General features: G+C 45.2%; 21 protein-coding genes and 1 other annotated feature. Of the genes, 2 read left to right on the forward strand and 19 right to left on the reverse strand.

Features of this window, described 5'->3' with window-relative positions; genetic code table 11:
* Position 1: 1 nt before the first annotated feature.
* From MKY42_RS21250 to MKY42_RS21325, 16 genes are all read right to left on the reverse strand, one after another.
* Positions 2-619: a hypothetical protein gene (locus tag MKY42_RS21250; RefSeq protein WP_090900618.1), complete on the reverse strand. Its 618-nt coding sequence runs from the start codon at positions 617-619 to the stop codon at positions 2-4.
* Between the two features lie 82 nt (positions 620-701).
* A complete protein-coding gene (locus MKY42_RS21255) occupies positions 702-881 on the reverse strand; it encodes a DUF2768 family protein (protein ID WP_053780676.1) in 180 nt (59 codons plus the stop codon).
* A 170-nt stretch (positions 882-1,051) separates the two neighbouring features.
* Positions 1,052-1,327 carry a stage VI sporulation protein F gene (locus tag MKY42_RS21260; protein ID WP_024630680.1) on the reverse strand — a complete coding sequence of 92 codons (276 nt, stop codon included), beginning with the start codon at positions 1,325-1,327 and terminating at the stop codon, positions 1,052-1,054.
* A gap of 99 nt (positions 1,328-1,426) precedes the next feature.
* Positions 1,427-2,467: an NAD(P)H-dependent glycerol-3-phosphate dehydrogenase gene (locus MKY42_RS21265; RefSeq protein WP_090900621.1), complete on the reverse strand. Its 1,041-nt coding sequence runs from the start codon at positions 2,465-2,467 to the stop codon at positions 1,427-1,429.
* Positions 2,460-3,083, reverse strand: coding sequence for a glycerol-3-phosphate 1-O-acyltransferase PlsY (gene plsY, locus MKY42_RS21270; protein WP_090900624.1), 624 nt, complete (start codon positions 3,081-3,083; stop codon positions 2,460-2,462). Before plsY ends, MKY42_RS21265 begins: the two co-directional genes overlap by 8 nt.
* 11 nt (positions 3,084-3,094) lie before the next feature.
* On the reverse strand, positions 3,095-4,417 hold the full coding sequence (gene der / locus MKY42_RS21275; RefSeq protein ID WP_024630683.1) for a ribosome biogenesis GTPase Der: 1,323 nt from the start codon (positions 4,415-4,417) through the stop codon (positions 3,095-3,097).
* Between the two features lie 184 nt (positions 4,418-4,601).
* Positions 4,602-5,816 carry a 30S ribosomal protein S1 gene (rpsA, locus tag MKY42_RS21280; RefSeq protein WP_076288924.1) on the reverse strand — a complete coding sequence of 405 codons (1,215 nt, stop codon included), beginning with the start codon at positions 5,814-5,816 and terminating at the stop codon, positions 4,602-4,604.
* A gap of 141 nt (positions 5,817-5,957) precedes the next feature.
* Positions 5,958-6,545: a lysophospholipid acyltransferase family protein gene (locus MKY42_RS21285; protein WP_090900627.1), complete on the reverse strand. Its 588-nt coding sequence runs from the start codon at positions 6,543-6,545 to the stop codon at positions 5,958-5,960.
* On the reverse strand, positions 6,542-7,246 hold the full coding sequence (cmk, locus tag MKY42_RS21290; RefSeq protein WP_090900630.1) for a (d)CMP kinase: 705 nt from the start codon (positions 7,244-7,246) through the stop codon (positions 6,542-6,544). The genes MKY42_RS21285 and cmk overlap by 4 nt, the downstream gene beginning before the upstream one ends.
* 103 nt (positions 7,247-7,349) lie before the next feature.
* Entirely contained in the window at positions 7,350-7,598 is a 249-nt protein-coding gene (locus tag MKY42_RS21295; RefSeq protein WP_090900633.1) for a hypothetical protein, read from the reverse strand.
* Positions 7,599-7,645: 47 nt separating this feature from the next.
* Positions 7,646-8,299, reverse strand: a complete 654-nt coding sequence (locus tag MKY42_RS21300) for a flagellar brake domain-containing protein (RefSeq protein WP_090900636.1) — start codon at positions 8,297-8,299, stop codon at positions 7,646-7,648.
* 153 nt (positions 8,300-8,452) lie between these two features.
* On the reverse strand, positions 8,453-9,799 hold the full coding sequence (gene ypeB, locus MKY42_RS21305; RefSeq protein WP_090900639.1) for a germination protein YpeB: 1,347 nt from the start codon (positions 9,797-9,799) through the stop codon (positions 8,453-8,455).
* 122 nt (positions 9,800-9,921) lie between these two features.
* Complete coding sequence (locus MKY42_RS21310; protein WP_167434663.1) at positions 9,922-10,092, reverse strand: hypothetical protein; 171 nt, start codon at positions 10,090-10,092, stop codon at positions 9,922-9,924.
* Positions 10,093-10,210: 118 nt separating this feature from the next.
* Positions 10,211-10,906 (reverse strand): glutamic-type intramembrane protease PrsW, encoded by a 696-nt coding sequence (prsW, locus tag MKY42_RS21315; protein WP_076288920.1) that lies wholly within the window; start codon positions 10,904-10,906, stop codon positions 10,211-10,213.
* A gap of 42 nt (positions 10,907-10,948) precedes the next feature.
* Positions 10,949-11,563, reverse strand: coding sequence for a genetic competence negative regulator (locus MKY42_RS21320; RefSeq protein WP_090900642.1), 615 nt, complete (start codon positions 11,561-11,563; stop codon positions 10,949-10,951).
* 187 nt (positions 11,564-11,750) lie between these two features.
* The gene (locus tag MKY42_RS21325; RefSeq protein WP_090900645.1) at positions 11,751-12,107 is read right to left on the reverse strand and encodes a hypothetical protein; all 357 of its coding nucleotides are present in this window, start codon (positions 12,105-12,107) and stop codon (positions 11,751-11,753) included.
* A 94-nt stretch (positions 12,108-12,201) separates the two neighbouring features.
* Between MKY42_RS21325 and MKY42_RS21330 the strand changes: the two genes are divergently transcribed.
* Positions 12,202-13,137 (forward strand): polysaccharide deacetylase family protein, encoded by a 936-nt coding sequence (locus tag MKY42_RS21330; RefSeq protein WP_179264044.1) that lies wholly within the window; start codon positions 12,202-12,204, stop codon positions 13,135-13,137.
* 107 nt (positions 13,138-13,244) lie between these two features.
* Here the strand turns inward: MKY42_RS21330 and MKY42_RS21335 are convergent, their stop codons facing one another.
* Genes MKY42_RS21335 through MKY42_RS21345 form a run of 3 tightly spaced genes read right to left on the reverse strand, consistent with a single transcriptional unit; the run spans position 13,245 to position 15,099 of the window.
* Positions 13,245-14,069, reverse strand: a complete 825-nt coding sequence (locus MKY42_RS21335; protein WP_090900651.1) for a metallophosphoesterase — start codon at positions 14,067-14,069, stop codon at positions 13,245-13,247.
* Positions 14,057-14,509 (reverse strand): hypothetical protein, encoded by a 453-nt coding sequence (locus MKY42_RS21340; protein ID WP_090900654.1) that lies wholly within the window; start codon positions 14,507-14,509, stop codon positions 14,057-14,059. Before MKY42_RS21340 ends, MKY42_RS21335 begins: the two co-directional genes overlap by 13 nt.
* Positions 14,506-15,099, reverse strand: coding sequence for a type II CAAX endopeptidase family protein (locus MKY42_RS21345; RefSeq protein ID WP_090900657.1), 594 nt, complete (start codon positions 15,097-15,099; stop codon positions 14,506-14,508). Before MKY42_RS21345 ends, MKY42_RS21340 begins: the two co-directional genes overlap by 4 nt.
* Positions 15,100-15,445: 346 nt before the next feature.
* Positions 15,446-15,676 (forward strand) — a binding site (T-box leader).
* A 200-nt stretch (positions 15,677-15,876) separates the two neighbouring features.
* Between MKY42_RS21345 and serA the strand changes: the two genes are divergently transcribed.
* Entirely contained in the window at positions 15,877-17,472 is a 1,596-nt protein-coding gene (serA, locus tag MKY42_RS21350; RefSeq protein ID WP_090900660.1) for a phosphoglycerate dehydrogenase, read from the forward strand.
* Positions 17,473-17,479: the final 7 nt, after the last annotated feature.

The following is a 17,479-nucleotide window of genomic DNA, read 5'->3' on the forward strand; positions in this document are numbered from 1 at the left end:
CCTACTGAGGCCATTCGAAGCCAACAAGCTCTTCCACTTCTGCTCTAAATCGGCTTGTCCATATATTTTGCTTCCCCAATAAAGTCATTAGAGGTTGATGTAATTCGGGCATCTGCCGAATCTGTCTTGCAATGGGTTCGTAACGATCGGCACGGCCTCTCATTAGATTGAATAACAGCTCATGAGCAAGTGGCATTAGACGCAATGTGTAAGAACCCACTTTGGCTTCAGGTGCATACTTGGCCAATACATGCTCAATTTCAATGCGGTACCAGCTTTTACGTGACCATACTTCGAAACCACCAACCAGTTCCAACGAACAAGTCCCTACCTGATAATGACTGAGCAGCGAGGCATAAGGTCCCGTCTTATCTACGACAGGCTCGTCCAGCACCATTCCAGGCGCAGATTTATGAAGCAACTTCGCGGCGGTGATATCAGCGTAAACATCAATATCTCTGGGAGCCTGCTGTAATTCCACCTGTTGGAGCAACAACCCACAGCTTCCCCCAAGCAGCCACGTATAAGGCTCTGCATCCCAAGCTTTCGCCGTTTCCAGCAAAGCCGCGTGTAATTCCGGATAGCGCTCTGTCCGATCCTCCGTTTCATGCGGCCTCATCCGCTCACTTCCCTTCATCCGTTTTCGTTGTGTCAGTTCTTATGATGTGTTTATGCGGATGTTATCTCTCAGGTGAGAAAGATCAGGTCAGAGAAGCTATTCCGCCGAAAAAGCCAATCAGCATAATGAGAAAAGCAATTAAAGAAAGAATCCCCCGTACAATGCCTTTCGTTTTGGATCGAGCAAACGTAATCAGGAATACAGATAGTCCCATAATGAGGATTGCGACCAATGATAGCCACATCTTGTCCATCGCGTTCATAATCCAGAGTTCTCCCCTTCAGTCCGTTATTCATCACTGACACTGTGACAATTGCAACTATTATAACACGAAACATTGCTCAGCTTTCCAAAAAAAAGACAAAAAGCAAGCCGGCAGATGCCGACTTGTCTTTTTGTCTTGCTCGATCGCCTGCACGCAGGCGCGATCTATTATTTTTTCATCATCATTTTCATTAATGATTCCATACTGTTTGGGTTTAATCCGCTTTTTTTGACGGCACTCACGATATCCTGAACTGTATCCTCAGATACCGGCACTTTTGCCATGGCGGATACTTGCTTGATCAGTTGGCGCAACTGAGCTTCATTCTGCATGGTGGACGGTTTTACTGTACTCGCCAATTTCTTGACGGCACCTTCCGTAATCGATTTCCCTGTTTTTTTGTTGATCGCTTTCAGCGCTTCCTTGGAAATGTTGTTAGCCATTCGTCTCCCCTCCTCCGGCAATACTCATGTGTATAATATGAGTGCACCGCAAAAAAGGTGAATAAGCTTCTCATTTCGGGAAAACAGCCTACGCTGCCATCAGGAATGCCACTGCTCCCAGGTTTCAAGCGTCATGACTTCCATTTCGGTCTTGGGATCACGTCCCATCAAAGCTTCAACAGCATCCCGCGGCTGTCTCTCCTGAAAAAGAACGTGATAAAGCTGATCTGCAATCGGCATTTGCACACCGTATTTCTGAGAAATAAAGTGGGCGGCCTGTGTGGTCCGAATACCTTCCACAACCATGCCCATGGAATTCAAAACATCGTCCAGCTTCTGTCCTTTGCCCAGCAAGGAACCGGCTCTCCAGTTACGACTATGCTGACTAGTCGCGGTCACGACCAAATCGCCGATCCCTGCAAGTCCAGAGAACGTGAGCGGATTCGCTCCCATCTCCACACCGATGCGTGTGATCTCGGCCAGCCCACGTGTTAGCAACGCTGCTTTGGCATTGTCACCAAAGTTAAGCCCGTCTGACATCCCTGCTCCCAGCGCGATAATATTTTTGAACGCTCCCGCCAGTTCTACACCGATCATATCTCGATTTGTGTACACACGGAAATAAGCATTCATAAATAAACCTTGGGCTGCCTCGGCAGAAGCTTTATCCAGTGATGCCACAACAACCGTTGTTGGGCAACGCTTAACCACTTCTTCCGCATGGCTTGGACCAGAAAGTACAACGATACGTCCTTCTTCACATTCGAGTTCTTCCGAAATGACTGTGGACATGCGTTTCAGGCTTTCTGTCTCAAAACCCTTGGTTGCATGAATGATTAACATTTCCGGTTTGTAATAGGCCTTAAGCTGATGAGCTACCGAACGCATCGCCGATGAAGGAGCAACAATTAACACAGCAGAAGCCCCTTCAACTGCCGTCGCCATATCCGTGGTTGCCTGAATACGGGGTGACAGCTCTGCATCGGGAAGGAAGCGTTGGTTTGTATGTTTAGTATTGATCTCTGCGGCCTGGTCTTCACCACGTGTCCACATGATCACATCCAGTTGATTGGCAGCCAATACACTGGCAAGTGCAGTACCCCAACTGCCCGCAACCAGAACAGCAACTTTTTTAGACAACGCGTTTTCCCCCTCCAGGGCTTTTCGATCCCAATTTATTTTCCTGTCCTTTGGCGAGCTTCGCAATATTGGTACGATGTCTCCAGAACGCAAACAGACAAATAATCAGACTTCCCCAGAAGATACTCATCGAATATCCGGGTAACACAAGGATGCAGAGCGGTGTCAAAGCTACAAAAATAAGGGAACCCAATGAAACATATCGTGTCAATACGATGGACAGGATCGCAAATACCCCGGCGCATAGCGCAGGAATAAGTGCAAGAGTCACGAGTACACCAATCGCTGTCGCAATTCCTTTTCCTCCACGGAAACGGAAGTACAGCGGCCAGTTATGTCCTGCAATGGCAGCTATACCACTAAGTGCAGGAATCCAATCAGAACCATTGCTGAACCAAACACCAATCCAAACGGCCGCAATACCTTTGAGTACATCCAACAGCAGTACCAGAATTGCTGGTCCTTTACCCAATATCCGCAAAGTATTGGTAGCCCCTGCATTTCCGCTTCCGTGTTGACGGATATCGATCCCCCGTAGTGCTTTTGCAAGGAGGACACTAAAGCTGATTGAACCGAGCAGATAGCTCAGTACAATCGCTGCGATTTGTAAAATCACAAACTTCTCCCCTAACCTTCGTCGGACTTCCTCCGAGTAAATATGCGAATTGGCGTCCCTTCAAAATCAAACGCTGCACGAATTTTATTCTCCAGGTAACGTTCATAAGAAAAGTGCATCAATTCCGGATCGTTCACAAAAATAACCATGGTCGGAGGTTTAACGGCAACCTGAGTCACATAGTTGATTCTCATTCTGCGTCCTTTATCTGTTGGTGGCGGATTTATGGCTACGGCATCAGACACTACATCGTTAAGCAGATGCGTCTGAACACGCATAGAGTGCTGCTGGGCCACACGTTGCACCACAGGCAACAATTTTTGTAAGCGTTGTTTTGTCTTAGCTGACAAAAATACAACCGGAGCGTAAGTCATAAACAGGAAATGATCCCGAATTTTTTTCTCAAACTCATTCATTGTTTTATCTGACTTCTCTACAACGTCCCATTTGTTCACAACAAACATGGAGGCTTTGCCTGCTTCAAATGCATAACCTGCAATATGCTTGTCCTGCTCAATAATGCCTTCTTCGCCATTAATAACAATCAGAACAACATCTGCACGCTCAATAGCACGCATCGCACGCATCACGCTGTATTTCTCCGTGGTTTCATAGACTTTACCACGTTTACGCATACCTGCTGTATCAATCAGCACATAGCGCTGGCCATCTTTTTCAAACGGTGTATCGATCGCGTCCCGCGTCGTTCCAGCAACATCACTGACAATAACACGCTCTTCCCCCAAAATGGCGTTCACCAATGAAGATTTACCCACGTTAGGACGTCCGATCAGAGCTACACGAATGACATCGTCATCGTAAGTCTCTTCCTCAAGTTCAGGCAATTTCTCTACGATGGCGTCGAGCAAATCACCTACACCTGTACCATGACTTCCCGATACTCCGATTGGATCACCAAATCCAAATCCATAAAACTCATAAATGAGCTCACTGCGCCCGATATTATCCACTTTGTTAACGGCTACAACGATAGGCTTGCCTGAGCGGTACAACATCTCTGCGACTTCTTCATCAGATTGCGTAATCCCTGCTTTTGCATCACACATGAATACAATAACATCCGCTTCTTCAATGGCGAGCTCTGCCTGCATCCGGATTGATTTTAAAATGACGTCCTCGCCGTCGATTTCGATACCACCTGTATCGATAATGCTAAATGGTTTACCGTTCCATTCGCCGATTCCGTAGATACGGTCACGGGTAATGCCCGGCTTGTCTTCCACAATGGCCAATCTGTCGCCGATGATCCGATTAAAAATGGTGGATTTGCCCACATTCGGTCGCCCGACAATTGCCACAACGGGTCTTGCCATACATTCCACTCCTCCTGTCCATACTTACGATACTCATCATAGCAAAAAACACCTGTCTTGGCTAACGTTTCATGCCGTTATACTCGCAATAACAACAATCGGCGAACCCGCTGGGGCTCGCCGATCTTGCTTTTATTGTTCAGCAAAATATGCAGTATATAACTAAGAACCATGCATTGTTAACTTATTTGAATTTGCTAAGTTTGTCACCGAAGCGCTCGCCGAGCGTGATGCTCAGACCTTGATTGCTCAAGGAAACGTTCGGGTTGTTGATTTCTTCACGTGGAGCGTTGTTTCTAGCAGGTCTTTCTGATTTTGGTGCTTGAGCAGGAGCTTCTTCAGTTTCCTTAATGCTCAGGCTTACACGTTGCTCAGAAGGATTCATATCCAAGATTTTAACTTGAACTTCTTGTCCTTCTTTCAACACTTCGTGCGGAGTGCCAATATGTTTGTGGGAGATTTGCGAGATATGCACAAGTCCCTCAACACCAGGAGCGATTTCAACGAAAGCACCGAAGTCAACCAGACGTTTTACAACACCTGTTACGATATCGCTAGAATTGAATTTGTCGCCAGCTGTTTCCCAAGGACCTGGTTGAACAGCTTTCATGCTCAGGCTGATTTTACCTTTTTCAGGATCAACTTTCAGCACTTTAACGTTTACTTTATCGCCTTCAGACAGAACGTCCGATGGTTTGTCAACGTGTGTCCAAGCCAGCTCGGATACGTGAACCAATCCGTCTACTCCGCCCACATCAACGAAAGCACCGAATTGAGTCAAGCGTTGTACTGTACCTTCGATAACTTGACCTTCTTGCAAACCAGCCATAACCGTAGCTTTGTTTGCTTCGAATTCTTGCTCAAGTACGTCTTTTTGGGAAAGGATCACTTTGTTGTTCTCACGGTCGATCTCTTTCACTTTAACACGCAATGTGCGTCCTTTGTAATCGCTGAAATCTTCAACGAAATGGCGCTCTACCATGGAAGCCGGGATAAATCCGCGTACGCCCACGTCTGCTACCAGACCGCCTTTAACAACGTCAGCTACAACAACTTCGAATACGTCTTGGTCTTCAAAATGCTTTTGCAATTGATCCCAAGCGTTTTCGCTGTCGATTGCACGTTTGGACAGAACGAGTTTTTCTTTCTCGTCGTCGATGCTAAGTACTTTAGCTTCAACTTCTTGTCCAACTTCAACTGCATCAGACGCGCTGTCTACGTGTAGGGAAGACAGTTCACGAATTGGAATTACACCGTCATATTTATATCCAATGCTCACATAGGCTTGGTTATCTTCCAATTTGACGATGGTTCCTTTTACGGTATCTCCTTTTTTCAAGGAAACGAATTGATCCAACTCATCTTGGGTTGCTTCTTGATTTTTCATTTCTTCCGACATGTCAAATACCCTCCTCAATTCAAAAACCCCATTATATTCAAACCTGCCTGTAGCAGAGTTCAAAACACTTTCAGAACTGAATGCCTAACTTAGCTTCCCTCAAAGAAATGGAAACATGCACTCAGTTGTCCGACGATGCCGTTATTTGCTCGGCACGCCTGTTTGCACCATTTCATTAATTTTGGACATAATCTTCTCCGTCGCTCTCTCCAGCGCATCGCCGGATGGATCTTCCTTGAACTCGTCCAAATTCACCGGTGCTCCATAAACCACTTTCATCTTACGAAAAACCTTGTAGTTACCGATAATAGCAGTAGGAATAACTGTAGCACCACTTCGGAGAGCGAAACTCGCTGCCCCTTTTTTGCCGATGCCTCCATCATTGTGTCGGCTTCCCGAAGGGAAAATACCAAGCACTTCACCGTCACGCAAAATGTTGAGTGAGGTCTTGATGGATTCCTTGCTGACGCCTCCACGTTTAACGGGAAAAGCGCCTACGGCTTTGATAATTCGGCCAAAGACCGGGATATCAAACAATTCGCTTTTGGCCATGAAGCGCACCTGACGACGAATCTTGATACCAACCGTTGGAGGATCAAAGTTACTGATATGATTAGAACATAAAAGTACGCCGCCTTCTTTCGGGATGTTCTCCCGTCCAACTGCCTCCAGGCGGAAAAGAATGGTGTAAATGATCCGCAGTAATGTGCTGCAAAATGTGTAAATCATAGACCGATCTCTCCTCTGACCATTGTGCAATAAGACACGATTTTGTCAACCACTTCATGGATGCTCATCTCTGTTGTGTCGAGCACAGTAGCGTCCTCAGCACAGCGAAGCGGGGATATTTCCCGACTTTCATCCAATTTGTCACGGGTGGCAATGTCTCGCTCAAGCTGCTGCAACGTCAGTCCTTCTGAGGGATCCAGTTCTTTGAAGCGGCGAAGTGCACGCTCTTCCACACTGGCAGTCATGAAGATTTTCACTTCCGCGTCGGGCAATACTGTCGTTCCGATATCGCGTCCATCCATGACGACGCCCTTGCGCAAAGCCATTTGCCGCTGTGTATCCACCAATTGCGTACGCAGCCCCTCGATTTGCGCATATCGGGACACGATTCCCGTCACTTCACGGGAGCGGATTTCCGAGGTAACATCTTCCCCATTACAGAACACTTTCTGTCCGTCGGGATCCGGTTGTAAATCAATGACCAGCTTTTGGGTTTCCTGAAGCACCTCTGGCACATCTTCCGGTGAAATACCTTTTCGAAGCATATGCAGGGTTACCGCACGGTACATTGCGCCAGAATCGACGTATATATACGCGAGCGCCTCTGCAACCAATCGGGCCACCGTGCTTTTCCCGGCACCGGCAGGTCCGTCAATTGCGACGTTCATCTTCCCGTTCTCTGATGTGTTCTGGCTTGCCAACGGGGCATTCCTCCTCAAACGATAAGCCTCAATAAAAAAACAGGCATTGCCTGCATCGTCAAAATTATACCACACTATACACATGGATGCAAAAACAGACAAATCAGTGATGTGATTGTTCGTGTACCGTTTGCATCTGAATTGGTGTTCCTTCCAGACGATCAATGGAGGTCATATTCTTTTTCATATCAGGCACAAGAAGTAATAACTGATAGATCACAAGCAGAACAAGAAGAGCTGTAATCAGCAGCAGAGCCCTTCTTTCCATTCGTTTGGATAAAACATAATACAGGCGCTCGTATCTGCGGGATGCATTGCGATTGTTCACAAGCTGAACCTCCGTTTTTTCCATTACAGTGCCCACTGCTGCACCTTTTTATCCCAGCCAATCCCCATTCTTTATTTCGTGCGATAATCCAATTGCCGTTCAAAGCAAAACTTGATGATCTTCTGTCGTTCCGAATCCGTAATCTGCACAAACTTTAACATGCATAGCTGTCTGCCCGTCTCCAGTGTTTTGATCCGAACCACTTCAGCTTCAAAATTCGCATGCTCAATCACTGCATTCCGATAAGGAATAAGCAACCAGCACTTGAGCTTCTGCCCTTCCGCAATAACAAAACCGGGTTCACCATAAATGGACAATCCCCCGCCGCCGATATCTTCAGTCAAGCCCACGGCTCGGGTTAGATCTTCGCTCTGGATGGCCATTTCAAGGTTTGCATGAACACGCAGAAAACTGCGACGCTGGATTTTGGTGATGTCGTCCGGCAATGGCTTGCGAATTCGTACTAGCCGAACTACATCTTCTTCAAATCCGGTCACATACGTGTTGAAATAATGACGAACCCCGTCTTCTGTAATATACGAAATGGACAATTCCTCACCAAAAAACAACCGTTTCAACCGACTGCTTCCCTGTTGCATCGGAACTTCGATCAGGAAACTGTTGTCATCCACATCCGCTATGCGTGATTTATATTCTTTGCTTTCCTCTTTTTCATCTGCAGAGGCAATCTGGATGTATAAAACTTCATTTATTTTGGGAAACAAGCTGTTCACCGCCACCTTAGCTTTTTATCTTCGTATCGTATGTACAAGGACTATTATACCATGACCTTTCTCATAGTGGACAACAAAAAACAGACCACTACGTGGTCTGTTTCAGTAATTCATTTTCATTTATCATGCTCCCGGCTCTTGATGTTATGTGGTCTCATTCACCGGTTTGATTTCCTCAACGGCTTCTTCCGTACCTGTATCGGCGTTGATGTAAATTTTATATTTTGCACCATTGATGCGTCCACCGAATTCGTAACACAGAACTTCTTTGCTGTAATCATTCTTAATGAGTGATTTGCGAGCGTAGCTCTCCTTGAATTCCGGATTCAGCTTTTTGCGGGCTTGTTCAACCGTGAGCGCTGCTTTTGGAATCTCCCGCTTCTTCTGATGCTCATATACAAAATCACTTGCCTGAAAGCCGGTAACATCCCCATTATCAAGGCCAACCCGAACAGACATTTTTTCTGGATAGATCAGGGTATCACCTTGTTTACGGACATAGGTCAGGTTACCGAGATTGCCAAATTCGTCATAATTGACTGCCTTCATATCTTTGTAACCCTTATTGGAAAGGAAATGATCTGCTTTTGCCATAGCTTCCTTACGTGTTACTTTCTTTGTTCCGATTGGCCGAGTGTCACTGTAAGAGATGAGCAGACCGCCATTACGCGTGAAGTCCATACTCAATTTGCTGTCTTTGGATTGATCAATCGTGGCTGTGTAAGATTCCCAGTCTGTACCTTTACCATTTTCCTGTACTTGAATCTTGCCGTGTTCAGCATTCGAAAACTTCGCAGCTTTAGTTTGGATCTGCTCTTTGGTCACAGGTAGACCATCCAGCTTTTTCACCGAACGTTTGGCATAAATGCTGGAGACTGAAGGGCCCCAATCAAGTTCAGGATATTCCTGTACCTTTTTGTTCACAGTCCGGAAACCATCCACGATGGTATTGTCCATCGTTTGCTCTTCCGTTGCCATAGCCGACTCGGCATCCATCCAGCGTAAACGGTCGGAAATGACTTTCTGCTGTACATCCTGCAAATTTTTGGTGATCTCGGATGAATTCGCATACAGTTTTTTCAAGTTACCCATTTCTTTCTCACTTAAAGGTTCATTGGTCAGATCACGCATGGACGCCTGATAAGCAAAGTTGGAGATGCGGGAGAGAAACTCCTCCGTTTCACTGAATGGCAACATCGTAAGCGGCAATTGGTTAATCTCATTCTGCGCTTCACTGGTAAGTCGCCATACATTCATCAGACCTTTGCGATGCATCCCTTGGGACGTAGCATGGACGGCCAGTGTATTCCCAATCTCCGAGTGCAATTTGTCCATATGAAAAGATAAATCGTGAAAGGCACGCTGATATTGATTCTCTGCCTTGATCAGAATTGCATTTTTCTCCTGGTTCTCTTGGTAACCCCATACGAGAGCACCGATTAACAGAACTGCAAATATCGGAAACATAACTGAACTTAAACGTTTATACATCGGTAGAGTCTCCTTTCTTCTAAGCCACTACCTCTATTGTGGATCGAAGAAAGACCTCTTATGCATGCGATTTCCAGTCTGTCCAATGACGGGCTTATCACGCATGATCCCAAACGGTCTGTTTAATTCAATTGCACCCAGCTTGTGCCGCCATCTTCCTCAATTTCGAACTGGTCCCGATTGTCACACAAACACTGTTTAAAACCGGTCTCAATTCTTCCTCTTTCCTTCTTGCCTCGCAGTGTAAAACGTTCTCCGCATTGTTTGCATCTGATTTTAATTTTGATTCTCATCACGCGTATCCCCGTTTCTATTTGTCTTTCCCCGGGAATTTTTATTTTATTGCAACAAAAAACACACCGGGGCATTAGGCGCAGGTTGCGCTCCATGTCCACCAGTGTGTCCGTATTTTTATAATTTAATCTCTTCCTCACGCTTCACAAAACGGAAAGGAGAACGATTGTTGGCCCTTGTAATTTTGCCCATCGCTCCGTACCATAATCCGGCCATCAACGGCGCAATGAACCACAACCAATGATTGACCATCGTATTCATAATGACATCGTAAAGGGCATGCCAGAAGAACGGCAAGACGAGTGAAAGCATAAGAAACCAACGTTTTTTCTTGCCATCCGAGAACTTGGCCCGCCCCATGTAATAACCCATAATTACTGCAAACATGGCGTGACCCGATACAGGAAGCAATGCACGAATGAACATGGCTGAGACGGAAGCATTCCCCGCAAAGGCATACAACACATTCTCAACCGTAGCAAATCCGAGTGAAACAGCTACAGAGTATAGAATCCCATCATAAGGCTCGTCAAATTCGGTGTGGTTATAGATGATATGGTATATCACAAACCATTTGACGAACTCTTCAACCCCACCCGAAATGAGGATGGCTTCAACATAAGGATTATCTCCAAGCCAGATCATCATGCCACGCTGAATAATCATCACAGGCAATACCATCAGAATCCCCATGAGGAAGACTCGAAATACCATGTGAAGAGGTTCAGAGTCATAACGGTCTTTCAGATAAAAGTATGTTAACAAGGCGAGACCCGGAGCTACTGCTGCCGCTAAAACCGAAAACAAAAGCACCGAAATTCCCTCCTCCAACTAAGACGCGATTACAACTAGAGCTTAATCCTGACGTTTAAAGTGGGTGCAGATAACCTCAACCGCTTGTTCAGGCATAACAACCTTTCCGTACTCTTCCATGACGGCAGGGGTAACGGAAGATCCTTCACCGAATTCAGCAAGCAAGGCAATCAATGCTGCATGTTTGGTGGAATCCAAGTCATCCGGTTCAAAATGCAAAAACCACTTGTCTTTATAGGAATAAAGTCTTCCGGCATCCGTTACGTGCTGATGCAACATATGTGCAGCCTCAATTAGCACTTCAAAATCTTTGAATGCGTAGACGATGGAATCGCTCTGCTCAAGTGTAACTTCCATCTCATATACTTCTTCAGGCAAATCATCCTCATTACCTGAACCATATTGTTGCGGATCATATTTCCCCCGGGTGACAATGACAACCATCCCTTGAGCGGGAAGTGCGAATACTTCGACAGCAAGTGGACCTGTAGCATCAAATCCAAGTTCGGAATAGGCCTGGTCCATCATTTCAGTGAACAGTTCATGAACTTTAGGTATTTCCTGCCACATATCTTCTTTTTGTATTCCGCGCTCGCTCAGATCGTCAAAGGTCAGGAAAATCCGTATCTTATCGTGACTTAATCGTTCTATTTTCATACAGGATCTCCCCTTTATAAGCAAGTCTTATAACAGATTATGAAGCACAAAACAATATGTGCTGAAAATAAATCTATGTAGTTATGTTATCATTTTATACCTGCAAATGCACGAAGTAAAATCGACAAAAAAAGAATCATTCCACATCAAAACAGGACTGTGGATGATTCTAATGGGAGGTTTGTGTTTATAAACCCGGTACTGTTGTGTTTGTTTGAGTTAAAATTTGCTCAACTTCATGTTTAACATCCGGATTGGAGCGAATAAAATCTTTGAGCATGTTCATGTTCTCTTCTTTTTCCTGCGGAGTGATCGGCTTAGCACTTTTTTTATGCGTGCTTTTGTGGGAATCTCCGCTCTGTTCGTTTGGTTTGGAGCTGAATCCGTCCATGCCCGGGAACGTCATCTCCATCATTTTGTGTTTGGCCTGATTCATCATGTTGCGGGATGAACCGGAAGACAGCATTGACATTTTACCTTTGGACAGCCAAGTGCTGGCTGCTACGCCAATTACAACACCCCAGAAAAAGGATGACGCCTTCATTACACCAACCTCCTTTTAATGTTAAAATCACAACTAGTGTTTGCGGGAGTGCGTCATCTCATTCCGCATAAATACAGGAAAGCGAGTTGAAATCATGATTAGACACACCACCGCCTTAATTATGATCGCATGCATGCTGTTGTCAGCTTGTAGTACAACGGAGGAAAAAACACCTGAATCCACGAACTCCAGCAATGATTCGGTTACTTCAACACAGGAGCAGCAGAACGAGCCAACTTCCGCTGGCACAGGTGAAACACCAACCACGGATTCCTCGTCCTCAACGGACTCCAATTCGGATCAAGAATCACCAAGTGATGACGAAACATCTCCGACAGAAAAAGAAGGAACTGATATTACTTCAGGATCACAAGCAACCGAAGATAATATCGAAAAAACGTATCACATGAACGCCAATTACTACATCAAACCCAACGATAAAACGAGCGAAAGCAAGGTTGTATTATTGACATTTGATGATGGGCCCAAAGAAGAAAAAATGATTAATGGATTAATCGATACCTTGGATAACCATGACGCGAAAGCGATTTTTTTTGTTAACGGCTACCGCGTGAAAAGTCATCCCGAGTTGCTCAAGATCATTCATGAACGTGGTCAAGTTGTAGGAAATCATGCGTGGGATCATGAGGATCTGAAAAAAATGTCCACCACAGCAGCCGCCAAACAGGTAAACGATGTGCAAAAGATTGTGAAAGAAACGATTGGTGTGGAACCTCAGTTTTTCCGCCCGCCGTTCGGTTCTGGAAATGATGCACTAAAGGCCACAGTCAAGAAGAACGGCATGTTATACATGACATGGTCCAATGGTTCACTGGATTGGGATAAGAGCACCAAAAACAAACCGGAGAAAGTGATCCAGAATGTGCTCGATCAATTAAATCCAGGCAGTAATATTTTGATGCATGAGTTGCCATGGACGGTTGAAGCGTTGGATGAGTTGTTAACCAAACTTGAACAGAAAGGCTACTCTTTTGTCGATCCTCGCTCCATTGAACTGGAAGCACGCTGAGCATCGATTATTTGCCCAACATTCTGCTTACTATCAATCATTGATGAGTTGGAATTGACATGAAGGAACTTACAAATTTATAACAAACAGCCTTGGTCCTAAGCGGATCAAGGCTGTTTGTTTGAGAGCACTCGCAAAGTAATCATATGCATTTCTGCGGGACAACAAAGTCTGAACGGCAAATGATTTGTTCCGTATCCTCTGCTTACCAGCATTTTGCCTGCTTGCTCGGTATCATTATCATCCTTTTTCAAAGAGAACCATCCGCTAGACACGGAGCGATACGCTTTGTTAAGAAAGACAGGGCCGAAGCCTGGAATTACCAATTGTCCTCCATGTGTGTGACCACTCAATATCAGATCAACAGGAGCATTCAAATGAAGAGCCTCTAAGGGATCATGGACGATGGCAATCTTGCAATCTTTGGTGTCCAATTCTGCAAGCAGCGAATCCCCTCGCCGTGAACGATAATCAATTCCGACCAGGCATAATTTACTTTCTCCTTTACGAAGATAAGCGGTAGAATCCTGTAAAAGATGAACGCCCGTATCTCGAAATATACGTTCAAGATGCACAGTTCCTGCTCTTTTATCATGGTTTCCATACACTGTAAAGGCAGGTGCGATATAAGATAACAAGCTCATATTATGTCTGACGATGGGCCATGAAATTCCTTTTTCCGCCACATCTCCCCCAATGATAACCCAGTCCACCTGATTCCGAAGATGTTCCAGGTCATTCTTTTTCAGCATGCGTTTATGGATATCAGATACATACAGGATTTTGCTGCCATCAAAAGAAGAGGGCAAATTCGGAACTTCAACCTCTTCTGAAACAATGTGATGAAGGTGCGCCTCACGCCACATATGAACCAGCAAGGCAAACACGGCCAAAATAACGGCAACGATCCACGCCAGTATTACCATGGCCATGGAAGGAAAGTATCCAATGAAGGTGCTCCTTTTATCCCCCACCAAACCAGACTGATTGTAAGCAAAACAAATATAAATATGAGCGAGTTAACAAATCGTTTACTGAGACGTAAACGGCGAGATGGATGAAGCTCAGTCCGCGTAGGAAGTGTACCCGCTTCGGAAACGACTTCATCTGATGGCTTTTGTACTTTATTGGCACGTGCTGGAGCCCGCCGGGGAAGTACCGGACTTTCCAGCGATGATGCATAAGACTTGCGTTGTGATCTTGGTATGGAGACCGAGGTAATTGGTGTGAGTCCTCCCACCTCTGAGGCAGCAGCTGATTCAACAACCAAATTTACCTGAGAAGCTTCAGGACGCTCAGATGTCTCTGTTTTATCCGAGTGACGATGGCGCTGACTGCCGTAAGTCTTCATTCTACTTAATTGCTGATTCATGATCCCCTCCGAAAACGTATCGCTAATCCAGACACCAAATCAATAATAAAATGACATAATATAGGCGCCCATAATGTGCCGGATTGCATATAAATCCAACCCAATCCATAGCTCGAAACAAATACCCAACCAGTCGGAATCCAGTGCCGCAAATAGCGTATATGGATGACCGCAAATAAAATACTTGTCCAGTAAGGACCTAACGCATGTTGTATGGCTCCACGAAATAACAATTCCTCACAAACAGCAACGATGGCCGCTATGCATACAATGTGCCAGATTGGACGCTTGCGAAACAGCATCTCATTAATTCCCCCATCGTCCATGCTCTCTTGAGGAATAACATAAGAAAGAATCAAGTCCATAACAAGCATAATGCCAGCAAGACCAAGCCCCCACCATATAAACTGGTAACTGTCTGGCAACGCAAGTACATCAAAAAGATTTCTCTTCTGCAATAAAATCCATACAACCCCAATGATCAAAGTTAACCCTTGTGTAAAGTATAGATTGATCAGAAGCAAACGCTCGGTGAGTTGCTGTGGTTCAGCCTTCTGAATCTTGAACTTGGGAAACTTTAATTTTTTCATCGCCTGTGTCTGTCCTCTTGACTTATATTTGATGGATAACAAATTCGTTGTCCAATCGGATAGTATACTAAATGATAGCCAAAAAACCAAATAGGTTCAAGGCCTGCCCCAAGTCCCGGTTTTTAAGCGAAGCGATATCTATTGAATTAGTTCATTAATGTGTTAAAATCCGATTCACAAAACAGCTTGTAATCGAGCTATTTTGAACGATCAAGGAAGTCAATTCTTTACATCTATGCGCCTTCTCCTCCACTGAAGAAAATCTTATTAGTAAATCGAATTAAAACATTTAAGCCTATTGACATGCTCATGTCAGCCATGATACATTATGAAAAAATTAGTCACGTTAAACACGATGATGGAAAAAAGATGTTGCTTTGTCTTACAGAGAGCCGATGGATGGTGTAAATCGGTGGCAGGCAAATGATCTTGAGCGCTCCTGAGTTATTGCATTGAAATTGGAGTAGGTGCAATCGGTTTAGACCCGTTATCCTCTTCGGTCTTCATTGACCGCTAAGACTGTCGTTGCGAAACGGCGGTGAATTAGGGTGGTACCACGACAACTCTCGTCCCTTATTGCGCAAGCAGTATGTGGATTGAGAGTTTTTTGATTTATTTTAGAGTAAAAACGTGGAAATCGCCCTATTCGCTACACCCTCCTCCTCTACTGCGACACCGCGTTGTTGGAAGGAAGAATTTTAATGGTTTTAAGGAATGCCTCTTTCGTGAGGTGAAACCTTGACGATATAGATACACATACCTAAGGAGGAAGAAACCATGTACAAAGTGTTAGTGTCGGACCCGATTAGTGATCTGGGAATTCAGCAGCTGGTGGATGCAAATGATGTTGTAGTTGAGAAGAAAACAGGTCTTAGCGAAGATGAGCTTGTTGCAATTATCGGCAATTATGATGCCCTTCTGGTTCGAAGTCAGACTCGTGTAACAGATCGTATTATGACAGCAGGTACAAACCTTAAAGTCATCGGACGTGCTGGCGTTGGTGTAGATAACATTGATTTGGAAGCTGCTACCCAACGCGGTATCATTGTTATTAATGCCCCTGACGGTAATACGATTACGACATGTGAGCATACATTTGCCATGATGATGGCACTGGCACGACATATTCCTCAGGCATATGCCAAAACCATTCAAGGTACTTGGGATCGTAAAACCTTCCTGGGTGTAGAGTTAAGAAATAAAACGCTGGGTGTACTTGGTATGGGACGAATCGGTAGCGAAGTAGCTAAACGTGCCAAAGCGTTCGGAATGGATATCCTGGCTTACGACCCGTTCCTCACTCAAGATCGCGCAGAAAAACTTCAGGTTAAGCTGGCTAGTGTGGATGACATCATTCGCAATGCCGACTTTATGACCGTTCACACACCATTAACACCTGAGACACGCCATATGATTTCCCGCCCACAATTCGAAGTAATGAAAAAAGGTATGCGTATTATCAACTGTGCCCGTGGTGGAGTCGTTGACGAAATGGCCCTTGTAGAAGCAATTGATGGAGGTATCGTTGCTGGTGCAGCATTTGACGTATTCGAGAGCGAACCACCCGCTGCTGATCACCCGTTCCTGAATCATCCTAGCATTATTGTAACGCCTCATCTTGGTGCATCCACAGTAGAAGCACAAGAAAATGTAGCGATCGACGTATCCGAGCAAGTCCTGCATATCCTGCGCAATGAACCGTTCAAAAACGCAGTTAACATGCCTGCAGTAGCCCCAACTGTAATGAACAAACTGCAGCCGTACTTTAAACTGGGTGAAACACTGGGTAGCTTTGCAGCTCAGATCACTCAAAATGCAGTTCAGGAAATTCGGATCGACTACGCTGGAGATCTGTCGGAAGTGGATACTTCGCCTTTGACTCGTTACATTGTAAAAGGTATTCTGGCAAGACATTTAGGCGGAGAAGCCAATATTGTCAACTCCATGCATTTGGCTAAAGTGCGGGATCTCAACGTAGTGGTTAGCCAAACGTCGGCGACGAAAGGATTTACAAATCTGATTACCGTCACACTGGTGACGACTCAGGATGCCGAGGAGCGTCGTGTTGCGGGTACACTGCTCGCCGGTTACGGTGAACGTATCGTGCGTCTGGACAAATTCCCAGTAGATATTGCTCCCGAAAGTCACCAGATTCTGATTTCGCATAATGATAAACCGGGGATTATCGGACGCGTTGGGACTTTGCTTGGAGAGAACGAAGTTAACATCGCCTCCATGCAAGTCGGACGTAAAATCATTGGTGGGGCAGCTATCATGATTCTGACTGTTGACAAAGAAGTTCCAAAAGATGTTCTGGTGCAACTCGCTGCTCTTCAGGAAATCAATACAGCCGTTGAAATCGTTTTGAATTAATTATTGT

The organism is Paenibacillus sp. FSL W7-1088, assembly GCF_037969855.1.
In the GTDB taxonomy this organism is placed as follows: Bacteria; Bacillota; Bacilli; order Paenibacillales; family Paenibacillaceae; genus Paenibacillus.

What these genes read in the sequence shown, in the direction of transcription:
- MKY42_RS21250 (WP_090900618.1), bottom strand. Translation starts at nt 619, where the DNA reads ATGAGGCCGCATGAAACGGAGGATCGGACAGAGCGCTATCCGGAATTA.
- MKY42_RS21255 (WP_053780676.1), bottom strand. Translation starts at nt 881, where the DNA reads ATGAACGCGATGGACAAGATGTGGCTATCATTGGTCGCAATCCTCATT.
- MKY42_RS21260 (WP_024630680.1), bottom strand. Translation starts at nt 1,327, where the DNA reads ATGGCTAACAACATTTCCAAGGAAGCGCTGAAAGCGATCAACAAAAAA.
- der (WP_024630683.1), bottom strand. Translation starts at nt 4,417, where the DNA reads ATGGCAAGACCCGTTGTGGCAATTGTCGGGCGACCGAATGTGGGCAAA.
- rpsA (WP_076288924.1), bottom strand. Translation starts at nt 5,816, where the DNA reads ATGTCGGAAGAAATGAAAAATCAAGAAGCAACCCAAGATGAGTTGGAT.
- MKY42_RS21285 (WP_090900627.1), bottom strand. Translation starts at nt 6,545, where the DNA reads ATGATTTACACATTTTGCAGCACATTACTGCGGATCATTTACACCATT.
- MKY42_RS21295 (WP_090900633.1), bottom strand. Translation starts at nt 7,598, where the DNA reads ATGGAAAAAACGGAGGTTCAGCTTGTGAACAATCGCAATGCATCCCGC.
- ypeB (WP_090900639.1), bottom strand. Translation starts at nt 9,799, where the DNA reads ATGTATAAACGTTTAAGTTCAGTTATGTTTCCGATATTTGCAGTTCTG.
- MKY42_RS21310 (WP_167434663.1), bottom strand. Translation starts at nt 10,092, where the DNA reads ATGAGAATCAAAATTAAAATCAGATGCAAACAATGCGGAGAACGTTTT.
- MKY42_RS21320 (WP_090900642.1), bottom strand. Translation starts at nt 11,563, where the DNA reads ATGAAAATAGAACGATTAAGTCACGATAAGATACGGATTTTCCTGACC.
- MKY42_RS21325 (WP_090900645.1), bottom strand. Translation starts at nt 12,107, where the DNA reads ATGAAGGCGTCATCCTTTTTCTGGGGTGTTGTAATTGGCGTAGCAGCC.
- MKY42_RS21330 (WP_179264044.1), top strand. Translation starts at nt 12,202, where the DNA reads ATGATTAGACACACCACCGCCTTAATTATGATCGCATGCATGCTGTTG.
- MKY42_RS21335 (WP_090900651.1), bottom strand. Translation starts at nt 14,069, where the DNA reads ATGGCCATGGTAATACTGGCGTGGATCGTTGCCGTTATTTTGGCCGTG.
- MKY42_RS21340 (WP_090900654.1), bottom strand. Translation starts at nt 14,509, where the DNA reads ATGAATCAGCAATTAAGTAGAATGAAGACTTACGGCAGTCAGCGCCAT.
- MKY42_RS21345 (WP_090900657.1), bottom strand. Translation starts at nt 15,099, where the DNA reads ATGAAAAAATTAAAGTTTCCCAAGTTCAAGATTCAGAAGGCTGAACCA.
- serA (WP_090900660.1), top strand. Translation starts at nt 15,877, where the DNA reads ATGTACAAAGTGTTAGTGTCGGACCCGATTAGTGATCTGGGAATTCAG.